The sequence below is a fragment of the Hyphomonas sp. genome (genome assembly GCF_037969335.1).
In the GTDB taxonomy this organism is placed as follows: domain Bacteria; phylum Pseudomonadota; class Alphaproteobacteria; order Caulobacterales; family Hyphomonadaceae; genus Hyphomonas.
Map to the genome: position 1 here is coordinate 1 of NZ_JBBKXE010000080.1, position 18,893 is coordinate 18,893.

Here is an 18,893-nt window from a genome sequence, read left to right on the forward strand (position 1 = left end):
CGCGTCGGCTCATGCTGGCTTCCAGATTGTGATCCTTCAGGAAGTCGCGCCATTCCTGGCTGGTAAACTGCGACCCCTGATCTGAATGGATCACGACTTTGCCACTCGGCTTGCGACGCTAGACCGCCATCAGCAGGGCGTTCAGAACCAGCGATGTGTGCATGCGTGAGTGCATCGACCAGCCGACAACTTTGCGTTCATACAGATCGATCACGACAGCCAGATAGGGCCAGCCTTCATGGGTACGGATGTAGGTGATGTCGGTGACCCATATCTGATCGGGGGCCGCCACATCGAATTCCTGATCCAACTGGTTAGCAGCAACAATAGATGGTTTTCTGCGATGCTTGCCGGGACGGCGCTTGTAGCCCACCTGCGCACGAAATCCTTCAGCCTGCATCAGTCTGGCGGCCGTGTTCTCGGCACAGTCTTCGCCCAGACCGAGCAGATCATGATGGACTTTGCGGGGGCCATACACGCACCCGCTCTCTAACCATGACTGCTTGATCAGCCCTGTCAGATGACGGCGGCGTCTGGCTTGCGGCCCGAGGGATGACTTCAGCCACGCATAGAATCCGCTGAAATGAACCCCGAATACACGGCACATCGCCCGCACCGAAAACTCAGCGCGGTGAGCCTTGATGAAGGCTTACTTCAGCCGTGAGCCTTCGCGATAGTCACGCCGTTGCCTTTTTTATGATATCGCGCTCCTCGGTCATCCGGCGAAGCTCGGCCTTCAGTCGCTTGATCTCTGAGGCGTCAGCCGCACGCGTGTCTGGCTCATCGCCAAACAGCTTCACCCAGTCATACAGTGACTTGCTGCTTACCCCAATCCGCTTTGCACGCTGTGACCGCGCGTCGTGACCTGTGCCACAGCCTCACGCTTGAACTCTTCCGTATATCGAATCCGTCCCGACATAACCCATAACTCCTTGCTTCCAGTTTTACCCTGCAAGGCGTCTACCGTTCTAGGGGCACATCACGGGTCGGTGAGGGCCGTTTCGTGACTACTGACTAACGGTTCGAATACCCTGCTCTTCCGTCGGCGGCCATGGCCAATCCTCCAATCAGAAATGAAGCGCAAAGCGCTGCCAGTAAACGATAGCCTAAAAAGATGTTTCGCACGCTATGCCCGCGCAATCTGGCCCGATGGCACTTCGTCATTCTGCAACGCCAGCAGGGCTTGTGTGGACCGCGCGATCACAGCCTCCTCATCCGTCGGCAGGACAAGGACATCCACGGCTGACGCCGGTGAACTGATCCGCACGGCAGAGCGCCCATTCGCCTCGCCATCAAGCACGACACCCATCCACGTCAATCGGTCACAGATCAGACGGCGCACGAGCGCCGAATTCTCGCCGATCCCGGCTGTGAATATGATGGCATCCAGTCCTGCAATTGTAACGGCGAGTGCGGCAAGCTCACACGCGGCGCGCTCGCAGAACAAGTCGATCGCTTCTCTGGCAGATGGCTCAGCGCTTGCCTGCAGCAGCTCAACGTCATTGCTGATGCCCGACACCCCCAGGAGGCCCGATTCCTGGTAGAGCATGTGCTCGACCGCTTCAGGCGCCATGCCCACCTCCCTGATGAGATAGAGAACGATGCCTGGGTCTAACGTGCCGCAGCGCTGGCCCATCATCAGGCCTGCAAGCGCCGTGAAGCCCATGCTCGTTGCAACGCTCCGGCGCGCCTTCATGGCGCACATGCTCGCCCCATTGCCAAGGTGCGCGACGATCACGCGCCCCTCCGCTCTGCAATCGAGATGATCTGGCAGGATCCCCGCGATATAGTCGTAGGATAGCCCATGAAAGCCATAGCGGATGATGCCTTTCTCGGTCAGCGCACGCGGCAAGGCAAAGAGTTTTGAGAGCCGCGCTTGCGTGTGATGGAAACTCGTATCGAAACAGGCCACTTGCGGTAGTCCGGGCATGGCTGCAGCGACGGCGCGGATCGCTGCCAGGTTATGGGGTTGGTGCAGCGGCGCGAGCGGCGACAGCGTCGCAAGCTCGGTCAGCAGGGCCGCATCGACCCGCGCCGGACCTGCATGATCGCGGCCCCCATGTACCACACGATGCCCGGCGGCCGTGATGGTGACGCCGCCCTGACGGCTGTTCAGCCAGTCCAGAAGCGATGCCATGAGCGGGTCATATCCAACGCCTTCCTCCAGCTGCATCCCCTGGTCCTCCGGTAGCGCACGCCCCGCTTCGTCGCGCGCCGAGAAGACCGGCTCGGTTCCGATGCCTGCGATCCTGCCCCGCAAAACAGCTGGTCGGGTACCCGGCCCGTCCTTGTATACCGCGAATTTGAGACTTGATGATCCCGCATTGAGGACCAGACTGGCGCGTGTCATGACACGCTAGGCCTCGGTCCATTGATGAACAGCTGGGCCAGCGCGCAGGACGCCAGTCGTGTAACGGCACTATCAGCCCGGCTTGTCATGACAATCGGAACTTTCGCGCCGAGCACGATGCCGGCGGCATCCGCTCCGGCGAGATAGATCAGCTGCTTGGCGATCATGTTCGCAGCGTCCAGGTTCGGAGCGACAAGAATGTCGGCGTCCCCCGCGACGTGCGATATGATGCCCTTCGTCGCTGCGGCAGCCGGCGAAATCGCATTGTCGAACGCCAGCGGCCCATCGATCAGCCCGCCAGTGATCTGCCCGCGATCGGCCATCTTGCAAAGAGCTGCGGCATCAACTGTCGAGATAATCCGGGGATTGACGGTCTCGGTAGCCGACAGGATCGCCACCTTTGGCTGCGCGATGCCGAGCGCGTGAGCGAGGTCGATGGCGTTTTGAACAATGTCGCGCTTTGCCGTGAGGTCAGGATAGATGTTGATCGCGGTATCGGAGACAAGCAGCGGCTTGGAATAGGTCGGCACATCAAGCACATAGACATGGCTCATACGGCGTTCAGACCTCAGCCCAAGCGCCGTATCGACGACCGCCTCCATCAACTCGTCAGTGTGAAGCGCCCCCTTCATCAGCGCCTCGACCTTGCCGGAGCGGACGAGCGCGACAGCCGTGGCTGCAGCGGCATGGCTGTGGGGGGTGTCGATGATCTCAACACCGTCAATACTCTGCCCCGCTGCCCTGGCGGCATCCTCGATCCGCTTTCTGGGCCCGACCAGAACCGGAACGATTATGCCCTGACGCGCTGCGGCCATCGCCCCCGCAATCGAGAGGCTGTCGCAGGGATGCACAACAGCCGTCCGGACCGCGGCCAGATCATGGGTTGCCTTGATCAGCCGGGCATATTGTGCGCCCTGAACGTGCAGGTGTGCCTCGGGAAGGACAATACGTGGTCGGCGCATCTTTTCTTCCGGCGCAATGACCTCAGCCACGCCTTCGGTCACCATTTTGCCCTCCTGGTTGACGCAGGTACACTCGAGCAGCAACCGCCCCTTGGGCCGCTTGTCGGTGACCTCGACACGCACAACGACCGTATCGCCAAGTCTGACCGGCGCCTCGAAGCGCAGACTCTGGTTGAGAAAAATTGTCCCTGGACCGGGTAGCTCGGTTCCCAGCACGGTCGAGATGAGCGCCCCGCCCCACATGCCGTGGGCGATCAAACCATGAAACATGTCGGTCTTGGCGTATTCCAAATCCACATGGGCCGGATTTACATCTCCGGACATGACCGCAAACAGCTCGATATCCTGCTGTTTCAACGTGCGGGTCAGCTGCGCACTGTCGCCGACAGTAATTTCAGCATACGTCTTGTTCTCGATATATTGCATTTTCGATCCGGCCTTGACCCGCTCATGCCCGGACATGCAGGCCCCCATCGACAAACACAATGTCGCCCGACACGCTCCGGGCGCCGTCGCTTGCGAGCATGACCGCCACGGCCCCGACATCATCGATCGTGACAAGACTGTGCGCCGGCGCCCGCAGCCGGGCTGCGTCGATCAGTTCATCGAAATGGGCGATGCCAGATCCAGCACGCGTTTTTAACGGCCCTGGTGAAATGGCGTTCACACGAATGTGGCGAGGTCCAAGCTCGACAGCCAGTGATCGAACGACCCCCTCCAGCGCCGCCTTGACCGGCCCCATGATATTGTAATGGTCGACAACCTTCTCGCCACCATAATAGGTCATGGTCAGGATTGTCCCGCCCTGCGCCATCAGGGGCTCGGCCAGCTTGGCCATGCGCACCAGCGAATGGACGGATGTATCCATGGCTTGGGCAAAGCCCTGTCTTGAGCAATCCGTCACGCGCCCATGGAGATCACCGGCCGGACAAAAGGCAATCGAATGGACAAGGATGTCCAGCCGTCCCCAGCGTTTCGTCACGGCGGCAAAGACGGCCTCCATTTCGCCATCGACCTCAACGTCGAGCGGCAAAAGAAGCGATGCCCCAACAGACGTGGCCACGGGCGCAACGTATGGCTTTGCCTTTGCGTTGGCATAGGTCAACGCAATCTCGGCCCCGGCGAGGTGAAATGCCTTTGCGCATCCAGCCGCAATGGAGTCGGCGTTTGCCACGCCGATGACCAGTGCGATCTTGTTTTCCAACGGTCTCATGTCTGCAGGACGTAGGTGCCGGGCGCATCACACAGCGCGGCATAGCGGCCAGACCGTGTGCCCATTGACGGGGGTGGCACCCGTTTGCCGGAACGCTCTTCAAGCCAGCTGACCAGGGATGGCCACCAGGACCCTGCCGCCTGGCTAGTATCGGCGAACCAATCATCAGGATCGCGGAAAGGTGCGTCCGACAGCGTTTCCGCTATCCGGAAGTGGCGGTGAGCATGCCCCGGTTCAGAGACGATGCCGGCATTGTGCCCTCCACTCGTGAGGACAAATGTCACATCGGCATCAACGAATACGTGAAACTTGTAGACTGACCGCCAAGGCGCGACATGGTCGTCTTCGGTGCCGACGACGAAGAGAGATGTATGGATGTCTGACACGGCAATCGCCCTGTCCTCGACTTGATAGCGCCCTTCGGTCAGGTCATTGTCGAGGAAGAGTTGTCGCAGATATTCTGAATGCATCCGGGCGGGCATCCGTGTCGCGTCTGCATTCCAGGCCATCAGGTCAAAGGCATCTCCCCGCACGCCGAGAAGATAGTCGCGGATTGCAGGCGCCCAGACCAGGTCGCGCGCCCGCAGCAACGCAAATGTCCCGGCCATCTGTTCGGAAGACAGATAGCCTTTCTCCGACATCATGTCCTCAATCATGGTGACCTGGGAATCATCAATGAACAGACGCAGCTCGCCAGCCTCCGTGAAATCAATCTGCGCAGCCAGAAATGACAAGGAGGCGAACCGCGCGTCCCCGTCACGCGCCATTGCGCCTGCCGCGATGGCGAGTAGCGTGCCCCCGAGGCAGTAGCCAACAGCATGGACCTTGGCCCCGTGCGTAATCGCCTCCACCGCGTCGAGGGCGTCCATGACGCCAAGACGGAGATAGTCATCCATACCGAGTTCACGGTCTGCTGCGTCCGGATTCTTCCAGGATATGATGAAGACTGTGAACCCCTGGCTCACCAGATACCCGACAAAGGAGTTCTCCGGCGACAGGTCGAGGATATAGTATTTCATGATCCAGGCAGGAACGATCAGGATTGGCTCAGCATAAACGCTTTCAGTTACCGGCGTGTACTGAATGAGCTCCATCAGAGCGTTTCGGAAGATGACCTTGCCTGGACGCGTGGCCAGATTGCGTCCGACTTCAAAAACCTGTGGCCCGACAGGCTGAAGCGCGCCGAGCTTTTCACCGATATCTTGCCCCAGATTCCTTGCTCCACGTGCAAGGTTGCGACCCGATTCGGTCCATGTCGCCCCAATCACATCAGGATTTGTGAGCGGGGAATTTGACGGCGCAGCCGTATCAACCAACAGGCCGGCGACAAAAGCCATCAGGTTTTCGTGCGGCGGGGCAACGCCGTGAACGCTGGTCACCGCATCCTGCCACCACTGCCAGCGACGTTGATGCGCGCCAGACCAGACGTTGAAGGGATAAGCACGCCACGCATCACTGGCGAAACGCTTGTCGGACGGCGCTTCGGCTCCAGACAGGCCGAACGCATCAGACCAGAACGCCTGCGCATTTCGTAATGCCGACCCAGCAAGCTGCAACTGCTTGCCTGGGGAGACTGTCATATGGACGGCCCAATCGGCCCATGCCTCAACCATGACCGAAGGCGCAAGTCCTGATGTGACCTTTGCGACATTGGCCAGGGAGACGCGATCAATCCTCTCAAATACCGAAATGTCGGCGCAGTCGCGTCGCCGGGGTGTGCCTGGCTCAACAGCCGAGGTCGCTTCCGAACCGCGCTTCTTGTGTGCGGGTTTCGCGGGATCAGTGTTGCGCAGAACGCCGGATTTCGACCCTGAAACTTGCGTCCTGGGTGTCCGTTTTCTACTAACCGGTCTATCCGTCATGAGGTGATCCTCCCCAAAGGGGTCAAATAGTCCGGCCATGGTCTGAGATGGTAATAGCCCAAGGCATATAGCGCCAAACTGATCTGCATTAGGGCTTCCGACAGGATATATCCTGTTGCCAGCGCCATGCTGAATGTTCCGAGGGCGCTTATGTGCGTCGCACCGAATTGCCGCCATCAATGATTTGATTGATCAGGGCCGCGACCGCGACATTCAGTTTTGAGGGTCTGTCGACGCCTGAATCGTTAGTATGCGTTGCTGCTGCATCACGCAGTATGCATATAATCTCACGTTCGGGAAGGATTTCGCGGTCATTCAGCGCCAGCAAGAGCGACTCGCAGATAGTCAATGCCGCCGCGGCTTTCGCGTCGGTTTCCGTCGGTTCCATGACTTCAGACACATTGTCATTTGGCGTGTTGGTAGACATTTGAGCAGCTCTTTCATTTTATGATCCAAAAGGCCTGCGCCGCGGATCCAGAATAATCGGCGCCCTCCAATGTCGCACCTACAGGATAGAACGCACTGATCCAGAGCAGCGGCGCGGGAACAAGTACCCCAATCAAGCGTATCACTTTCAATCCCGCACCGTTCATGCGCTCTCAGTCCCTGACTGATCCGGCGAGGAACCGAAAGCATCATCATTGTATAGCAAGCACAGCCCTATCACACGAAAGCTGGGCAACGTCGTCGCTCTAACTGACACAGAACGGGAAGTCCTCGACGGCCTGCACCGTCGCCGCCGAAATTTTGTGGCAGGCGTCGACCTTGTCCATCAGGGCGAGAAGCACGCTGCCGCGTACATCCTTGCGGAGGGTTGGGTCTGCTCCTATAAAATTCTCCGCGATGGTACCCGACAGATTGTTGATTTCCAGATACCTGGCGACTTTCTCGGCTTGAGGTCGGTACTTCTGAGAACCGCTGATCACAATATCGAATCGATCACGCCAGTTGAGGCTTCGGAAGTACTGGAGAGTGATCTCCTGAGCGCATTCACGGCAAACCCGCGGCTTGCAATCGCGGTACTCTGGGCCGCGTCGCGAGACGAGGCGATGGTGGTTGAGCATCTGTGCGGTATCGGGCGGCGCGATGCCCTTGAGCGAACGGCCCACCTCCTGCTCGAACTCAGTGTACGTCTTACGCTGGTTACGCGCGGTACGCGCGACGGTTTTGCCTGCCCGCTCACGCAATACCATCTGGCAGATGCGCTGGGACTCAGCGCTGTGCACGTCAACCGCGTACTCCGCGAATTACGCGAACGAGGCCTGCTGACCTTCCAGAAAGGCAAGGTGACAATCCACGACTTCGACCGCCTCGTCGATCTGGTCGAGTTCGACCTTGCCTATCTCGATCAGGAGGGTCCGCTGCTGCAATAGTGGGCGCGAGACAACAGCCCCGCGCCGCAGCTATCAGGTTGTGATGATTACTTTCAGGGCCTTGGTCTCGGCGGCATTGCCAAAGGTTTCATAGGCCTCTTCACCATCGGCTAGCTTGTAATGATGTGTGATCAACAGCGTCGGATCTATCTTTTTGGCTGCAACCGTCTTGAAGAGCATCGGTATGGTCGCTGTATCGACCAGTCGCGTCGTTATCGAGATGTTGCGGTCCCAGAGCGACTCCAGGTGCAGCGTCGAGGGTTTGCCATGAACACCAATATTAGCGATCGTTCCCCCAACCGCGACAAGCTTCTCGCAGAGCTCGAACGTCGCTGGAATACCGACAGCTTCGATCGCCGTATCAACCCCTGCCCCACCAGTCAGCTTCATCAAAGTCTCGACGGCCTTGCCGTCGGACGAATTGATCGTGTCGGTCGCGCCGAATTTACGCGCGATCTCGAGCCGATTGTCGTCAAGGTCGATCATGATGATCGAGGCAGGCGAATAGAACTGTGCCGTAAGAAGCGCAGCAAGGCCGATAGGTCCTGAGCCGACGATTGCCACCGAACTCCCCGGCTGCACCTTGCCATTCAACACGCCGCATTCGAAGCCGGTCGGAAGGATATCACTGAGCATCACGAGCGCTTCTTCATTGGCGCCTTCGGGGATGTGGTAGAGGCTCATATCAGCATGTGGCGTACGGACATATTCGGCCTGGCAGCCATCGATTGCATTACCGAGAATCCAGCCTCCGGTCGTGCAGTGAGAATACATCTGCTTGCGACAGAACTCGCAGGTGCCACAGGCGCTGACGCAAGAGATCAGAACATGGTCGCCCGGCTTGAATGCGGTAACCGCCGCACCCACGCTATCAATCACGCCAACGCCCTCGTGGCCGAGGATACGGCCGGGTGCGGCCGTTGGCACATCGCCTTTCAGGATATGCAGATCAGTCCCGCAGATCGTTGTCTGCGTGACGCGCACGATCGCATCACCGGGCGCGGTGATCACCGGCTTGGGGCAGTCCTTGAGCTTGATCTCGTCGGGGCCGACAAAGACCATGGCTTTCATGCTGGCGGATTTGCCCCCATCGGCTTTGACGGTGGCAGGGCGCGGGGCATTCGGATTTGGTTTAACTTGGGTCGTCATGCGTTTCTCCATGTGTGGCTGCACGATGCGTTCGCCTATTGCGGTCCAGGCCAGCCGGACGGCGTTGGCGCACCTGACCGGACTGGATACAATATGCGGTAGGTCGCATTGCTGAGTTAGCTTTGGTCCGTTGCAAGATGCCGCGCACTGATCCAAGTTGGTGGGGCATCGGAAATCGTGCGGTATTGATTGCTCCGGCACCGATAAGACGAGAATGCCAGTCTGCACACATCCCGAATAGCAAACTTGAGGACCCGCAAGCTGGACGCCATCACAACCTCTTTGATACTGCTTGTAATCGTTGTCTTCAGCAGTTTTGTCGGGCGCAGCATCGCTGGCGTATTGCCGTTTCCGCGACCGCTGGTCCAGATCGCATTCGGAGCCGCTGCCGGCCTCGTTCCGCAACTGGAGATAAACCTCAATCCGGAGATCTTCTTTCTGCTGCTCGTCCCACCCCTTCTCTTCATCGACGGGTGGCGTATCCCCGCCGACGAGCTACTCCGGGATCGATGGACGATCTTGCATATGGCGTTCGGCCTGGTTGTAGCGACAGTGTTGATCGTCGGCATCTTCATTGCCTGGCTGGTCCCTGGCCTACCGATGGGAGCCGCGTTGGCGCTATCAGCAGCGCTGGCACCGACGGACCCGATCGCGGTCGCCTCGATTGCGCGGAGGGTGCCCATACCGCGCAGGATGATGAACCTGTTGCAGGCAGAGTCGCTGCTCAACGATGCGACCGGCCTCGTTTGCCTCAGCTTTGCGATAATGTTCCTGATGACGGGCCGCTTTTCGGCTGTCTCGGCATCTACGACTTTTCTCTGGGTCGCTGGCGCCGGACTAGCTATCGGCTATGGTATCACGCAGGCCATTGTCAGGACCAAGACCTGGATCGCGGCGCGAATTGGCGAGGATTCCGGCTCACAGATTGTCGTCAGCCTCCTGATACCTTTCGTCGCCTATCTCGCCGCCGAGGCGGCGTCTGCCTCCGGCCTTTTTGCAGCAGTCGCCGCCGGCGTTACCATGGCGCGGGCTGAAGCGACGGGCCGCGCCCTTGGTGCCACGCGTATACAGCGCAGTGCGGTCTGGGATTCGGTCCAGTTCATTGCAAATGGCATTGTGTTCGTCCTTCTGGGTGAACAATTGCCAACAATCATCTCCAAGGCGCGGGTAACCGTCGAGGAGACCGGGTATCATGGCCTATGGTGGGCACTGATGATGATCGTAACGATCTACGCTGCGATGTTGATGCTGCGCCTGGCCTGGGTCTGGACCAGTGTCCTGCTGTCGCGTCCTTCGCCGCGCGAGGGGGCGCTACCGGTCTGGCGGATCGTTGCTGCCACCACAGTCGCCGGATCACGCGGCGCCATAGCATTCGCGGGTATCCTGACGCTTCCCCTCCTCTTTTCTGACGGAACGGCATTTGCGGAACGCGATCTGACTATCCTGATCGCAATGGGCGTGATCGTGTTGTCCCTGGTCACGGCAGCTGTAGGCCTGCCATTCCTGCTCAAGACCGATACAGTCGCGACGGGACAGGAGGCGCCCTCGGATATCCCTGCGAGGACGGCTGCCGCGACCGCGGCTCTCTCCGAGATTGTGCGCATCAGCGCGATGCACGCCACACCCACTGGCGAGGCGAACGCCTACACGACAGCAACGGCGCTTGTGTCGCGGCAATACCTGCAGCGTCTCGAGACATTTGGAGTTCGGGACGGCGAAGAGCCAGCGGTACATCCAGATGCAAAGGTCATGCTTGAAGTGCGACTCGCGGCCATACGCGCCGAACGCGACTCGATCTTCCTGATGCGCCGCCAGCACACGATTACCGCGACTGTTGCGCGACGGCTCGTGCGTGAACTCGACCTGCTGGAAGCTCACTATGAAATCTGAGCGCACCCGTGTGTCAGACAACCAACACAGCCGCACCCTCAAAGCGACCGGCGCGAAGGTCGCCAAGGGCCTTGTTGGCGTTGCGCAACGGATAGGACGTTGTCTGCATCTTGATCGCCATCCCGGGCGCCTTTGAGAGAAAATCCAGGCCGTCCTGACGTGTCAGGTTGGCGACGGACACGAGTTCCCGTTCTTCCCATAGTGATGCGTAGGGGAAGCTTGGGATATCGCTCATGTGAATGCCGGCGCAGACAACCCGGCCGCCCTTGCGCACAGCTTTCAGGGCCAGGGGCACGAGGTCGCCAACTGGCGCGAAGATAATGGCGGCATCGAGCGGCTCGGGCGGTAACTCGGTTGAACTGCCCGCCCAAACGGCGCCGAGTGTTCGTGCAAAGGCCTGGGTCTTGATATCCCCAAGGCGTGTGAAGGCAAAGACGGAGCGCCCCTGCCCCGTTGCGACCTGGGCAATGATATGGGCCGCTGCACCAAATCCATAGAGGCCAAGCCTTTTGCCCTGCCCCGCGGTAACAAGCGAACGCCAGCCGATCAGTCCGGCACACAAAAGCGGCGCCAGCGATACGTCGCTGCCCGCCTCGCCCAGCGGGAAGGCAAACCGTGCATCGGCGATCGTCGCAGTGGCAAAGCCGCCATCGCGCGTGTACCCGGTAAAGATCGGATGATCACAGAGATTTTCGCGATTCATCTGGCAATAGGGACAGCTCCCACATGTATGCCCGAGCCAGGGGATGCCGATCCGCTGGCCGATAATCAATCCTTCGACGCCGGCGCCGATCTCATCTATCCGTCCGACGATCTCGTGACCGGGAATGATCGGAACTTGCGGGTGCGGAAGTTCCCCGTCGACAACGTGAAGATCTGTCCGGCACACGCCGCACGCCGTCACCTTCACACGGATCTGCCCCGGTCCCGGATGCCGGTCCGGCAATTCTGTCCATTCGAGGGGTGAGCCGATCTTGTTCAATACCATCGCATGCATAGGTTAGGTCCTTACTTCGAGATCCGCGAATTCATGAGGTGCTTGGGAGCTTGTTGAACACTTCCGGCAGCAGATCCGGCAGGTCTTCGGCGAGAAGGCCGGGCCCGAAAGACCTGGCTGCTTCACCGTGCATCCAGACAGCAGCGGCACTGGCGAGGAATGGCTCCATACACTGGGCCAGCAGGCCAAGTACTATCCCGCTGAGAACGTCACCAGCCCCAGCTGTCGCGAGTGTCGGTGGTGCATTGGCGTTTATGATCGCCCTTCCATCAGGGGCTGCAATCACCGTATCGCGGCCCTTTAACAGGACAATTGCACCGCTGCGCTGGGCCGCACCGCGGCTACGCAGCAGCTTGTCACCTGCCAGGTCGAATAGACGGGCAAACTCACCTTCATGCGGCGTCAAAACGCAAGGGCCCGCAATGGCTTGATCAAGCTCCGGCGGATCGGCCTGAAATGACGTGAGGGCATCTGCATCCAGAACGGTGGCGCGCCCCGTGCTCAGCATGGCAAGCGCCCGGGCCCTTGTCGCGTTGCCGATACCGGCACCGGGGCCCATCAGGAAAGCCGTGATGCGGTCATCCGCAATAAGGCTGCCGAATTCTTCCGGATCCCCGATGGGATGCACCATGATGCTGAGCAGCGCCGTCGCGTAAATCGCCAGCGCCGCGTCAGGCACTGCGATTGTTGTCAAACCTGCACCCACGCGCGCCGCTGCCCGCGCCGCCATGCGGGCAGCGCCCGTCATCGGGTAGCCACCCCAGATCAGCGCATGTCCGCGTGTGTATTTGTTGCCGGCCTCTCGCAGCTGCGGAAGTTTGTTCTGCCAGAGCGAAGGGTCGTTCTCGAATGTCTGAGGTAATATCTCGTCCAGAACCGATGAGGGTGTGCCGATCTCGGTTACCACGACCTCTCCGCAAAGGTCCCGGCCTGGCAGCAGCAGGTGAGCAGGCTTCTTGCGAAAGAACGTAACTGTCAGGGTCGTCGCCATGGCCCCCAGTGCCTCACCTGTGTCACCCATCACGCCACTTGGAACGTCGACAGCCACGATCGGGGCTACTTTCGCGGCGTCAGCCAGAACGCCTCCCGCTTGGCTCTCAAGTGCGCGGGTCAGTCCGGACCCAAAGAGGGCATCGACCACAAGGCCTGCGCCGTCCAGAATGGCGGGCGTCAGCGCTTCAACCGCGCCGGCCCACAATTGTGCATGGTGCGCCGCTGCGCCCTTGAGGCTATCGCGCGCGCCCAAAAGCGCGAGGCGCACGTCCCAGCCTGCCGCATCCAGATGGCGTGCCACGACGAAACCATCGCCGCCATTGTTGCCAGGTCCGCAAAGGACGGCGACGCGCCTCGGTGACCAGCGCCGTAAGATCTCGTGGGCGACCGATGCACCGGCGTTTTCCATCAACGTGACCGACGGCGTCCCTGCAGCTACCGTAAGCCTGTCGGCTTCACCCATCTGGCTGACGGTCAACAGAGCCTTGCCGGGATTAAGTGCATAATCCCGAGACAGACAAACGCAATCTGCGACCGAACGGTGATCGCGATGGGACAGTTCAGCGTGGCTGCTTTTGGTCCGATCCTGGCCACTTTCCTGAGCACTCATCCCATCGAAATCCCGACGAACAAGGCAACCGCGCCAACACCCAACACGGTCAGAACAATCACAGTAATCAGCATCGGCACAAGGGTGTCGCCTTTGCTGACTTCTTCGGCGCTATCTGCACCGCGTGCATCATCGGACGAGATAATGATCTGTTTTTGCGCCGTCGTGTCGGGCATAATGATAGTCCTTCTTCTGATTTAGTTGCTTGAAAGTGTCCGCCAGCCCATTCAGGCCGGAAGTTCAGCTTCCGCCACACGTCGTTCGCTCGCTGAGCGGCCTTTTTTCTCAGACGAACCCGCGAAATCCAGAACCACTCTGCCTGCCACCTTGCCATGTTCGAGACGGTCGAAAATATTATTGATTGCGGTCAAAGGCTGTAACTCGATATCTGCCTTCACCTTACCATCGGCGGCAAAGGCTAACGCTTCGGCCATGTCCTTGCGTGTGCCCACGAAAGAGCCGCGGATCGTGATACAGTTCGCCACCACGTCGAACAGCGGTACCGGGAATTCACCAGGCGGCAGGCCCACGAGCGCGCAGGTTCCGCGCTTGCGCGCCATGGCGATGCCCTGCTTGAATGCGCTGAGCGAAGGGGCTGTGATCAGCACGCCATGCGCGCCGCCATCAGTGCCCTTCCGGACCGCTTCAACGGCCCCTTCATGCTTCGCATTCGCCACGAGATCGGCGCCGAGAGTCTTCGCTAACGCCAGCTTGTCGTCGTCGATATCGACCGCGCAAACCTTCAGGCCCATCGCTTTGGCATACTGGATTGCCAAGTGCCCAAGCCCGCCAGCGCCGGAAACAACAACCCATTCGCCGGGGCGCGTATCCGTCACCTTGAGACCTTTATAGGTTGTGATCCCGGCGCAGATAAGCGGCGCAGCTTCCTGCGGCGAAAGGCCGGGCGGGATATGCGCGACATAGTTCGGATCAGCGAGAATGTATTCGGCGAAACCGCCATTGACGGTGTAGCCGCCATACTGCGCTTCGCCGCACACCGTCTCCCATGCCGAGAGGCAATGTTCGCAATGGCCACAGGCCGAATAGAGCCACGGCACGCCCACGCGGTCACCCAGTTTCACGATCGTGACGCCCGAGCCGAGAGCAACGACCTTACCGATCCCTTCGTGACCAGGAATGAATGGCGGTGTCGGCTTGACCGGCCAGTCGCCCTTGGCCGCGTGCAGGTCCGTGTGGCAGACACCGCAGGCCTCTGTCTTGACGAGAATCTGACCAGGACCGGGTGTCGGTATATCAACCTCGCGGAATTCCAGGGGCTTGCCGAAGGCCGTGACGAAGGCGGCATGCATCTTTTTGGTCATATCAGGATCTTTCTTTTCGGGAGAAACGCTTCGGTCAAGCGGCGGTCTTGCTGAGGCCGCGCACGGCTTCGATCATCTGAGTCAGGACGACTTGGGCGTCGCCATAAACCATGTTGCAATTGTCCTTGTAGAAAAGCGCATTGACGATACCGGCATAGCCTTTGCCTTCGCCGCGCTTGATGACGTAAACTTGCTTGGCTTTGTCCGCATCGAGGATCGGCATGCCCCATATTGGCGAAGACTTGTCGGTGCGCGCCGCAGGGTTCACCACGTCATTGGCGCCGATCACGAGCGCCACGTCAGCTGTCTCAAACTCAGGATTGATGTCCTCAAGCTGGAAGATCAGGTCGTAGGGAACACCAGCTTCGGCGAGCAGAACATCCATCTGACCCGGCATCCGCCCGGCCACAGGATGGATCGCGAACTTTACCACGACACCAGCGGCCTGTAGCAGCTTTACAAATTCGTACAGCTTCTGTTGCCCCCGTGCGGCGGCCAGGCCATAGCCTGGAACGATGATGACTTCCGCAGCGTAGCGCATGAAGATGGCGGCATCGCCCGCGCCCGTAGGCTTCAACTCACCTTCAATCTTGCTCTGTTTATGCGTCTTGGTAACGCCGAAATTAGTGAAGAGAATATTTGATATCGAGCGGTTCATGGCCTTTGCCATGAGCAGTGTCAGCATGAGGCCTGCTGCACCGACCACCATGCCCGCGATCATCAGCGCAGGGTTCTGCAGGCTGTAGCCTTCCAGGCCCACAGCAAGGCCTGTGAACGCGTTGTAGACAGAGATCACGACCGGCATGTCTGCGCCGCCGATTGGCAGTGTCATCAGGACACCAAAGATCAGCGCGAGGCCGAAGAACACAGCGATCAATGTCGGCATCGCAAGGATCGGTGCCGCGCCGCTCAGGACAATGAACGCGATGTAGCCGCCGGATAGAAGCGTTAGAATGAAAGCGAGACCGTTCGCGATCTGCTGCCCGGGAAATCGCATTGGCCGCTTGATCAGCCCATCCAGCTTGCCCCAGGCAATAATTGAGCCCGAAAGCGAGATCGACCCGATGAGTGCACCGGCCAGCGTTACGACCAGAGCCGCAGGCGCCGAGACACCACCAAGCAGGACCATTGCCGCAATTGCCGCCGCAGCCCCGCCGCCCGCGCCATTCAGGAGTGCCACCATTTGTGGCATCGCTGTCAGCGGTGCCTTGCTGCCGCTGCGCCATGCCAGACCGCCACCGACCGCAAGGGCGGCCACCGCGAGACCTGCATTCATCAGAAGGTGAGGCTTCGCCTCGGGTGCAACCGACAGGGCGTACAGAAAGCTGGCAATGACTGCCACGACCATGCCGATCCCGGCATAGGCGATGCCGGAAGGCGCCGTGACGGGCGATGACATCCGCTTCAGGCCGAAGAGCAAGAGGAAGGCGGCTGCAAGGTCTGCAAGGACGATGACGAGTTCTGGGAGGACGCTGATCATGGTCTCAGGCTTTCCGCTTGTGTTTACGTTTGTGCTTGGGCGCGTGCTTGGCAGAACCTGTTGTCTGGAACATCGCCAGCATCCTCGCCGTCACCACATAACCGCCAGCGGCATTGGCAGCCCCGAGCGCTACGGCGAGTGTGCCGATGACCTGCTCTGCCACGGTCGTCGCATTCAGAAGCGCAAAGATGCCACCGACGACAACGATGCCGTGGACGAAGTTCGAGCCCGACATCAGCGGCGTGTGCAGGATTGCCGGCACATGGCCGATGATCACCCAGCCAGCAAACCCAGCCAGGAGGAAAATATAGAGTGCCGCAAGTCCGGCTATGGAGAGGTCCATCGGATACCTTTCAGGCCACTTCAGCGGCGGGTTTAGAGGATTTCGGCGTGGCCGCCTCAGGGGCGTTCAGACGTTTTCCGTCATAGGTCAGCACGGTTGCCGACAGGATCTCGTCCGTCAGGTCGACGGTGAGGATATTATCATGCAGCATGAGGCCGAGCAGGTTGGCGAGGTTCTTGGCGTAGAGCTTGCTCGCATCTTCCGCGAGTGACGAAGGCACGTTCAGCGGGGCGAGTATTGTGATACGCCCCACCTGCAAGGTTTCGCCGGGCACCGTAGCCTCGCAATTGCCACCGCCCTCGGCCGCGAGATCGACGATAACGGCACCTGGTTTCATGCCGGCAACCTGCGCCTTGGAAATCAGCTTGGGTGAAGGTTTGCCTGGGATCGCAGCAGTGGTGATGATCAGGTCGGCTGCCTGGATATGCTTTGTCAGCGCCTTGGCGACTTTTGTCTTTTCCTCATCCGTCAGGGCACGCGCATAGCCGCCCTTGCCGGTGGCGTCGACACCCGTATCAACAAATGTCGCACCGAGCGAAAGCGCTTGCTCACGCGTCTCGGGTCGCACGTCATAGCCCTCGGTTATGGCGCCAAGTCGGTGGGCTGTTGCCAATGCTTCCAGACCCGCCACACCAAGGCCCATCACCAGCACCTTGGCCGGTCCGATGGTCCCCGCAGCCGTGCTCACTTTGGGCAGGACGCGCGCTAGTGTCGTCGCTCCAAGCTGAACAGCATAGTAACCGGCCAATGCGGCCTGAGAGGACAAGGCATCCATGCTCTGGGCCCGCGATATACGCGGCAAGTGTCCGATGGCAAAACAGGTGATCCTGCGGGCCAGCAGATGCTTGACCAGCGCAGGATCGGAATCCGCATAGACATAGCAGATCAGCACTGCGCCGGGCTTCATCGCATCAATCACGGCAAGGGCGGGGCGCTGAACGCAAAGCACGACATCGGCATCCGCCACAAGCGCGGAGCGATCAGCGACAATAGTGACATCCGCAAAGTCCGCGTCGGTCAGGCCGATGCCTTCAGCCGCGCCGGCCTCGAGATGCAGCCGCGCACCCAGCTTCACAAGACCCGGAACGACACCCGGCACAAGGGCAACGCGTCGCTCGCCGGGAGCGGTCTCTTTCAGAACGGCGATATTCACATACATGACACTCTCCGGAACCAGGAAAGAGGTCGGCGGAGAGCCCCCCCGCCGACCACTCGATTCAGCTTCAGGCCGGTGCGTCAGCCTTGACGTAGCGGACCAGTTTCTTGTTCACGAACTGCTGGATGCCCATGTCGCCCAGCTCACGTCCATAGCCGGAATTCTTGATGCCGCCGAAGGGCAGATCGGCGTCCGACCAGCTGATATTGTTGATGAACATCATGCCGGTATCGACCGCGCTGGCGACGCGCTTACCGCGCTCGAGATCCTTGGTGAAAACCGATCCGCCGAGGCCAAAGTCACTGTCATTCGCAAGGGCAATGGCCGCGGCTTCATCTTTCACACGGAACACCATTGCAACCGGCCCGAAGAACTCATCACGGAAGGCCGGGTTGTCAGGCTTAACATCTGTCAGGATGGTCGGCTGCATGTAGCTGCCAGCGCGGTTGAGACGCTTGCCACCCATGACGACTTTCGCGCCGTGTTTCACGGCAACGTCGACCTGTTTCAACAAATCGACCAAGGCCTGTTCGGTCGAGAGTGGACCGAGCGTGGTTTTCTCGTCCAGCGGGTCGCCCGCCTCCAGAGCGGCAAGTGCTGTCTGGAACGACTTCATGAACTGGTCGGCGACCTTCTCAACGATGATAAAGCGCTTCGCCGCACAGCAGGTCTGTCCAGTGTTGTACATCCGTCCCCAAACGGCCCATTTGAGCGCATGCTCCATGTCCGCATCTTCCAGAACGATGAAGGCATCGGCGCCGCCGAGTTCCATTGACGATGGCTTGAGCGCCTGACCTGCACTGGCTGCGATGGTGCGTCCTGCAGACACGCTGCCAGTGAGGGCGACGCCCTTGATGCGTGGATCAGCGACAAGCTTGTCCGACTGCTCATGCGTGATCATCAGGTTGGTGTAGAGGCCTTCCGGCGCGCCGGCATCTGTCAGGATTTTCTCGAAAGCGATCGCGCATTGCGGCACGCAGCCAGCGTGCTTGATCACAAGCGTGTTGCCCGCCATCAGGTGGGGACCTGCGACGCGCGCCAGCTGGTAATAAGGGAAGTTCCAAGGCTCGACGCAGAACACCACACCAATGGGTGTGCTCTCCATGTGGCCTTCACCTTGCTCCGGGTGCAGCTTCGTGTCTGCCAGGAATTTCTCGGCATTCTCGGCATAATAGGCCATGATCTTGGCAGAG

Annotated in this window: 17 protein-coding genes and 1 pseudogene; 2 read left to right on the plus strand and 16 right to left on the minus strand. The window is 59.9% G+C overall.

The features are described from left to right. The 7 genes and pseudogenes from AADA04_RS06350 to AADA04_RS06380 form a co-directional block, all read right to left on the minus strand. Nucleotides 1–643: pseudogene (locus tag AADA04_RS06350) on the minus strand (IS3 family transposase); the annotation flags it as partial. A gap of 483 nt (nt 644–1,126) precedes the next feature. Then, entirely contained in the window at nt 1,127–2,350 is a 1,224-nt protein-coding gene (locus tag AADA04_RS06355; protein WP_340692409.1) for an acetate/propionate family kinase, read from the minus strand. Beyond that, nucleotides 2,347–3,774, minus strand: a complete 1,428-nt coding sequence (locus AADA04_RS06360; protein WP_340692410.1) for a bifunctional enoyl-CoA hydratase/phosphate acetyltransferase — start codon at nt 3,772–3,774, stop codon at nt 2,347–2,349. Before AADA04_RS06360 ends, AADA04_RS06355 begins: the two co-directional genes overlap by 4 nt. Further along, nucleotides 3,761–4,525 (minus strand): enoyl-ACP reductase FabI, encoded by a 765-nt coding sequence (fabI, locus tag AADA04_RS06365; protein ID WP_340692411.1) that lies wholly within the window; start codon nt 4,523–4,525, stop codon nt 3,761–3,763. The genes AADA04_RS06360 and fabI overlap by 14 nt, the downstream gene beginning before the upstream one ends. Beyond that, entirely contained in the window at nt 4,522–6,564 is a 2,043-nt protein-coding gene (locus AADA04_RS06370; protein WP_340692412.1) for an alpha/beta fold hydrolase, read from the minus strand. The genes fabI and AADA04_RS06370 overlap by 4 nt, the downstream gene beginning before the upstream one ends. Beyond that, nucleotides 6,536–6,814 (minus strand): hypothetical protein, encoded by a 279-nt coding sequence (locus tag AADA04_RS06375; protein ID WP_340692413.1) that lies wholly within the window; start codon nt 6,812–6,814, stop codon nt 6,536–6,538. Before AADA04_RS06375 ends, AADA04_RS06370 begins: the two co-directional genes overlap by 29 nt. Before the next feature lie 265 nt (nt 6,815–7,079). Beyond that, nucleotides 7,080–7,451: a hypothetical protein gene (locus AADA04_RS06380; RefSeq protein WP_340692414.1), complete on the minus strand. Its 372-nt coding sequence runs from the start codon at nt 7,449–7,451 to the stop codon at nt 7,080–7,082. Here AADA04_RS06380 and AADA04_RS06385 point away from each other — a divergent pair. Further along, a complete protein-coding gene (locus AADA04_RS06385) occupies nt 7,437–7,760 on the plus strand; it encodes a Crp/Fnr family transcriptional regulator (protein WP_340692415.1) in 324 nt (107 codons plus the stop codon). The genes AADA04_RS06380 and AADA04_RS06385 overlap by 15 nt on opposite strands. A 33-nt stretch (nt 7,761–7,793) precedes the next feature. Here AADA04_RS06385 and AADA04_RS06390 read toward each other — a convergent pair whose 3' ends face one another. After that, complete coding sequence (locus AADA04_RS06390) at nt 7,794–8,909, minus strand: zinc-dependent alcohol dehydrogenase family protein (RefSeq protein ID WP_340692416.1); 1,116 nt, start codon at nt 8,907–8,909, stop codon at nt 7,794–7,796. A gap of 282 nt (nt 8,910–9,191) precedes the next feature. Here AADA04_RS06390 and AADA04_RS06395 point away from each other — a divergent pair, with 282 nt between their 5' ends. Beyond that, nucleotides 9,192–10,799 carry a Na+/H+ antiporter gene (locus AADA04_RS06395; protein WP_340692417.1) on the plus strand — a complete coding sequence of 536 codons (1,608 nt, stop codon included), beginning with the start codon at nt 9,192–9,194 and terminating at the stop codon, nt 10,797–10,799. Between the two features lie 13 nt (nt 10,800–10,812). On the opposite strand, the gene AADA04_RS06400 is transcribed toward AADA04_RS06395, so the two are convergent. The 8 genes from AADA04_RS06400 to AADA04_RS06435 form a co-directional block, all read right to left on the minus strand. Continuing rightward, nucleotides 10,813–11,796, minus strand: coding sequence for a zinc-dependent alcohol dehydrogenase family protein (locus AADA04_RS06400; protein ID WP_340692418.1), 984 nt, complete (start codon nt 11,794–11,796; stop codon nt 10,813–10,815). A gap of 31 nt (nt 11,797–11,827) precedes the next feature. Then, complete coding sequence (locus AADA04_RS06405) at nt 11,828–13,267, minus strand: NAD(P)H-hydrate dehydratase (protein WP_340692419.1); 1,440 nt, start codon at nt 13,265–13,267, stop codon at nt 11,828–11,830. Between the two features lie 128 nt (nt 13,268–13,395). Continuing rightward, entirely contained in the window at nt 13,396–13,575 is a 180-nt protein-coding gene (locus AADA04_RS06410; protein ID WP_340692420.1) for a hypothetical protein, read from the minus strand. Between the two features lie 51 nt (nt 13,576–13,626). Further along, entirely contained in the window at nt 13,627–14,721 is a 1,095-nt protein-coding gene (gene adhP, locus AADA04_RS06415; protein WP_340692421.1) for an alcohol dehydrogenase AdhP, read from the minus strand. A 34-nt stretch (nt 14,722–14,755) separates the two neighbouring features. Continuing rightward, on the minus strand, nt 14,756–16,201 hold the full coding sequence (locus AADA04_RS06420) for an NAD(P)(+) transhydrogenase (Re/Si-specific) subunit beta (RefSeq protein ID WP_340692422.1): 1,446 nt from the start codon (nt 16,199–16,201) through the stop codon (nt 14,756–14,758). Between the two features lie 4 nt (nt 16,202–16,205). Next, nucleotides 16,206–16,544: a proton-translocating transhydrogenase family protein gene (locus tag AADA04_RS06425; protein ID WP_340692423.1), complete on the minus strand. Its 339-nt coding sequence runs from the start codon at nt 16,542–16,544 to the stop codon at nt 16,206–16,208. A 10-nt stretch (nt 16,545–16,554) separates the two neighbouring features. Next, a complete protein-coding gene (locus tag AADA04_RS06430; RefSeq protein WP_340692424.1) occupies nt 16,555–17,703 on the minus strand; it encodes an NAD(P) transhydrogenase subunit alpha in 1,149 nt (382 codons plus the stop codon). 64 nt (nt 17,704–17,767) lie between these two features. After that, nucleotides 17,768–18,893: NAD-dependent succinate-semialdehyde dehydrogenase (locus tag AADA04_RS06435; RefSeq protein WP_340692425.1), on the minus strand; the 1,126-nt coding region annotated here is incomplete at its 5' end.

What these genes read in the sequence shown, in the direction of transcription:
- AADA04_RS06355 (WP_340692409.1), bottom strand. Translation starts at nt 2,350, where the DNA reads ATGACACGCGCCAGTCTGGTCCTCAATGCGGGATCATCAAGTCTCAAA.
- AADA04_RS06360 (WP_340692410.1), bottom strand. Translation starts at nt 3,774, where the DNA reads ATGTCCGGGCATGAGCGGGTCAAGGCCGGATCGAAAATGCAATATATC.
- fabI (WP_340692411.1), bottom strand. Translation starts at nt 4,525, where the DNA reads ATGAGACCGTTGGAAAACAAGATCGCACTGGTCATCGGCGTGGCAAAC.
- AADA04_RS06370 (WP_340692412.1), bottom strand. Translation starts at nt 6,564, where the DNA reads ATGGCGGCAATTCGGTGCGACGCACATAAGCGCCCTCGGAACATTCAG.
- AADA04_RS06375 (WP_340692413.1), bottom strand. Translation starts at nt 6,814, where the DNA reads ATGTCTACCAACACGCCAAATGACAATGTGTCTGAAGTCATGGAACCG.
- AADA04_RS06385 (WP_340692415.1), top strand. Translation starts at nt 7,437, where the DNA reads ATGGTGGTTGAGCATCTGTGCGGTATCGGGCGGCGCGATGCCCTTGAG.
- AADA04_RS06380 (WP_340692414.1), bottom strand. Translation starts at nt 7,451, where the DNA reads ATGCTCAACCACCATCGCCTCGTCTCGCGACGCGGCCCAGAGTACCGC.
- AADA04_RS06390 (WP_340692416.1), bottom strand. Translation starts at nt 8,909, where the DNA reads ATGACGACCCAAGTTAAACCAAATCCGAATGCCCCGCGCCCTGCCACC.
- AADA04_RS06400 (WP_340692418.1), bottom strand. Translation starts at nt 11,796, where the DNA reads ATGCATGCGATGGTATTGAACAAGATCGGCTCACCCCTCGAATGGACA.
- AADA04_RS06410 (WP_340692420.1), bottom strand. Translation starts at nt 13,575, where the DNA reads ATGCCCGACACGACGGCGCAAAAACAGATCATTATCTCGTCCGATGAT.
- adhP (WP_340692421.1), bottom strand. Translation starts at nt 14,721, where the DNA reads ATGACCAAAAAGATGCATGCCGCCTTCGTCACGGCCTTCGGCAAGCCC.
- AADA04_RS06420 (WP_340692422.1), bottom strand. Translation starts at nt 16,201, where the DNA reads ATGATCAGCGTCCTCCCAGAACTCGTCATCGTCCTTGCAGACCTTGCA.
- AADA04_RS06425 (WP_340692423.1), bottom strand. Translation starts at nt 16,544, where the DNA reads ATGGACCTCTCCATAGCCGGACTTGCGGCACTCTATATTTTCCTCCTG.
- AADA04_RS06430 (WP_340692424.1), bottom strand. Translation starts at nt 17,703, where the DNA reads ATGTATGTGAATATCGCCGTTCTGAAAGAGACCGCTCCCGGCGAGCGA.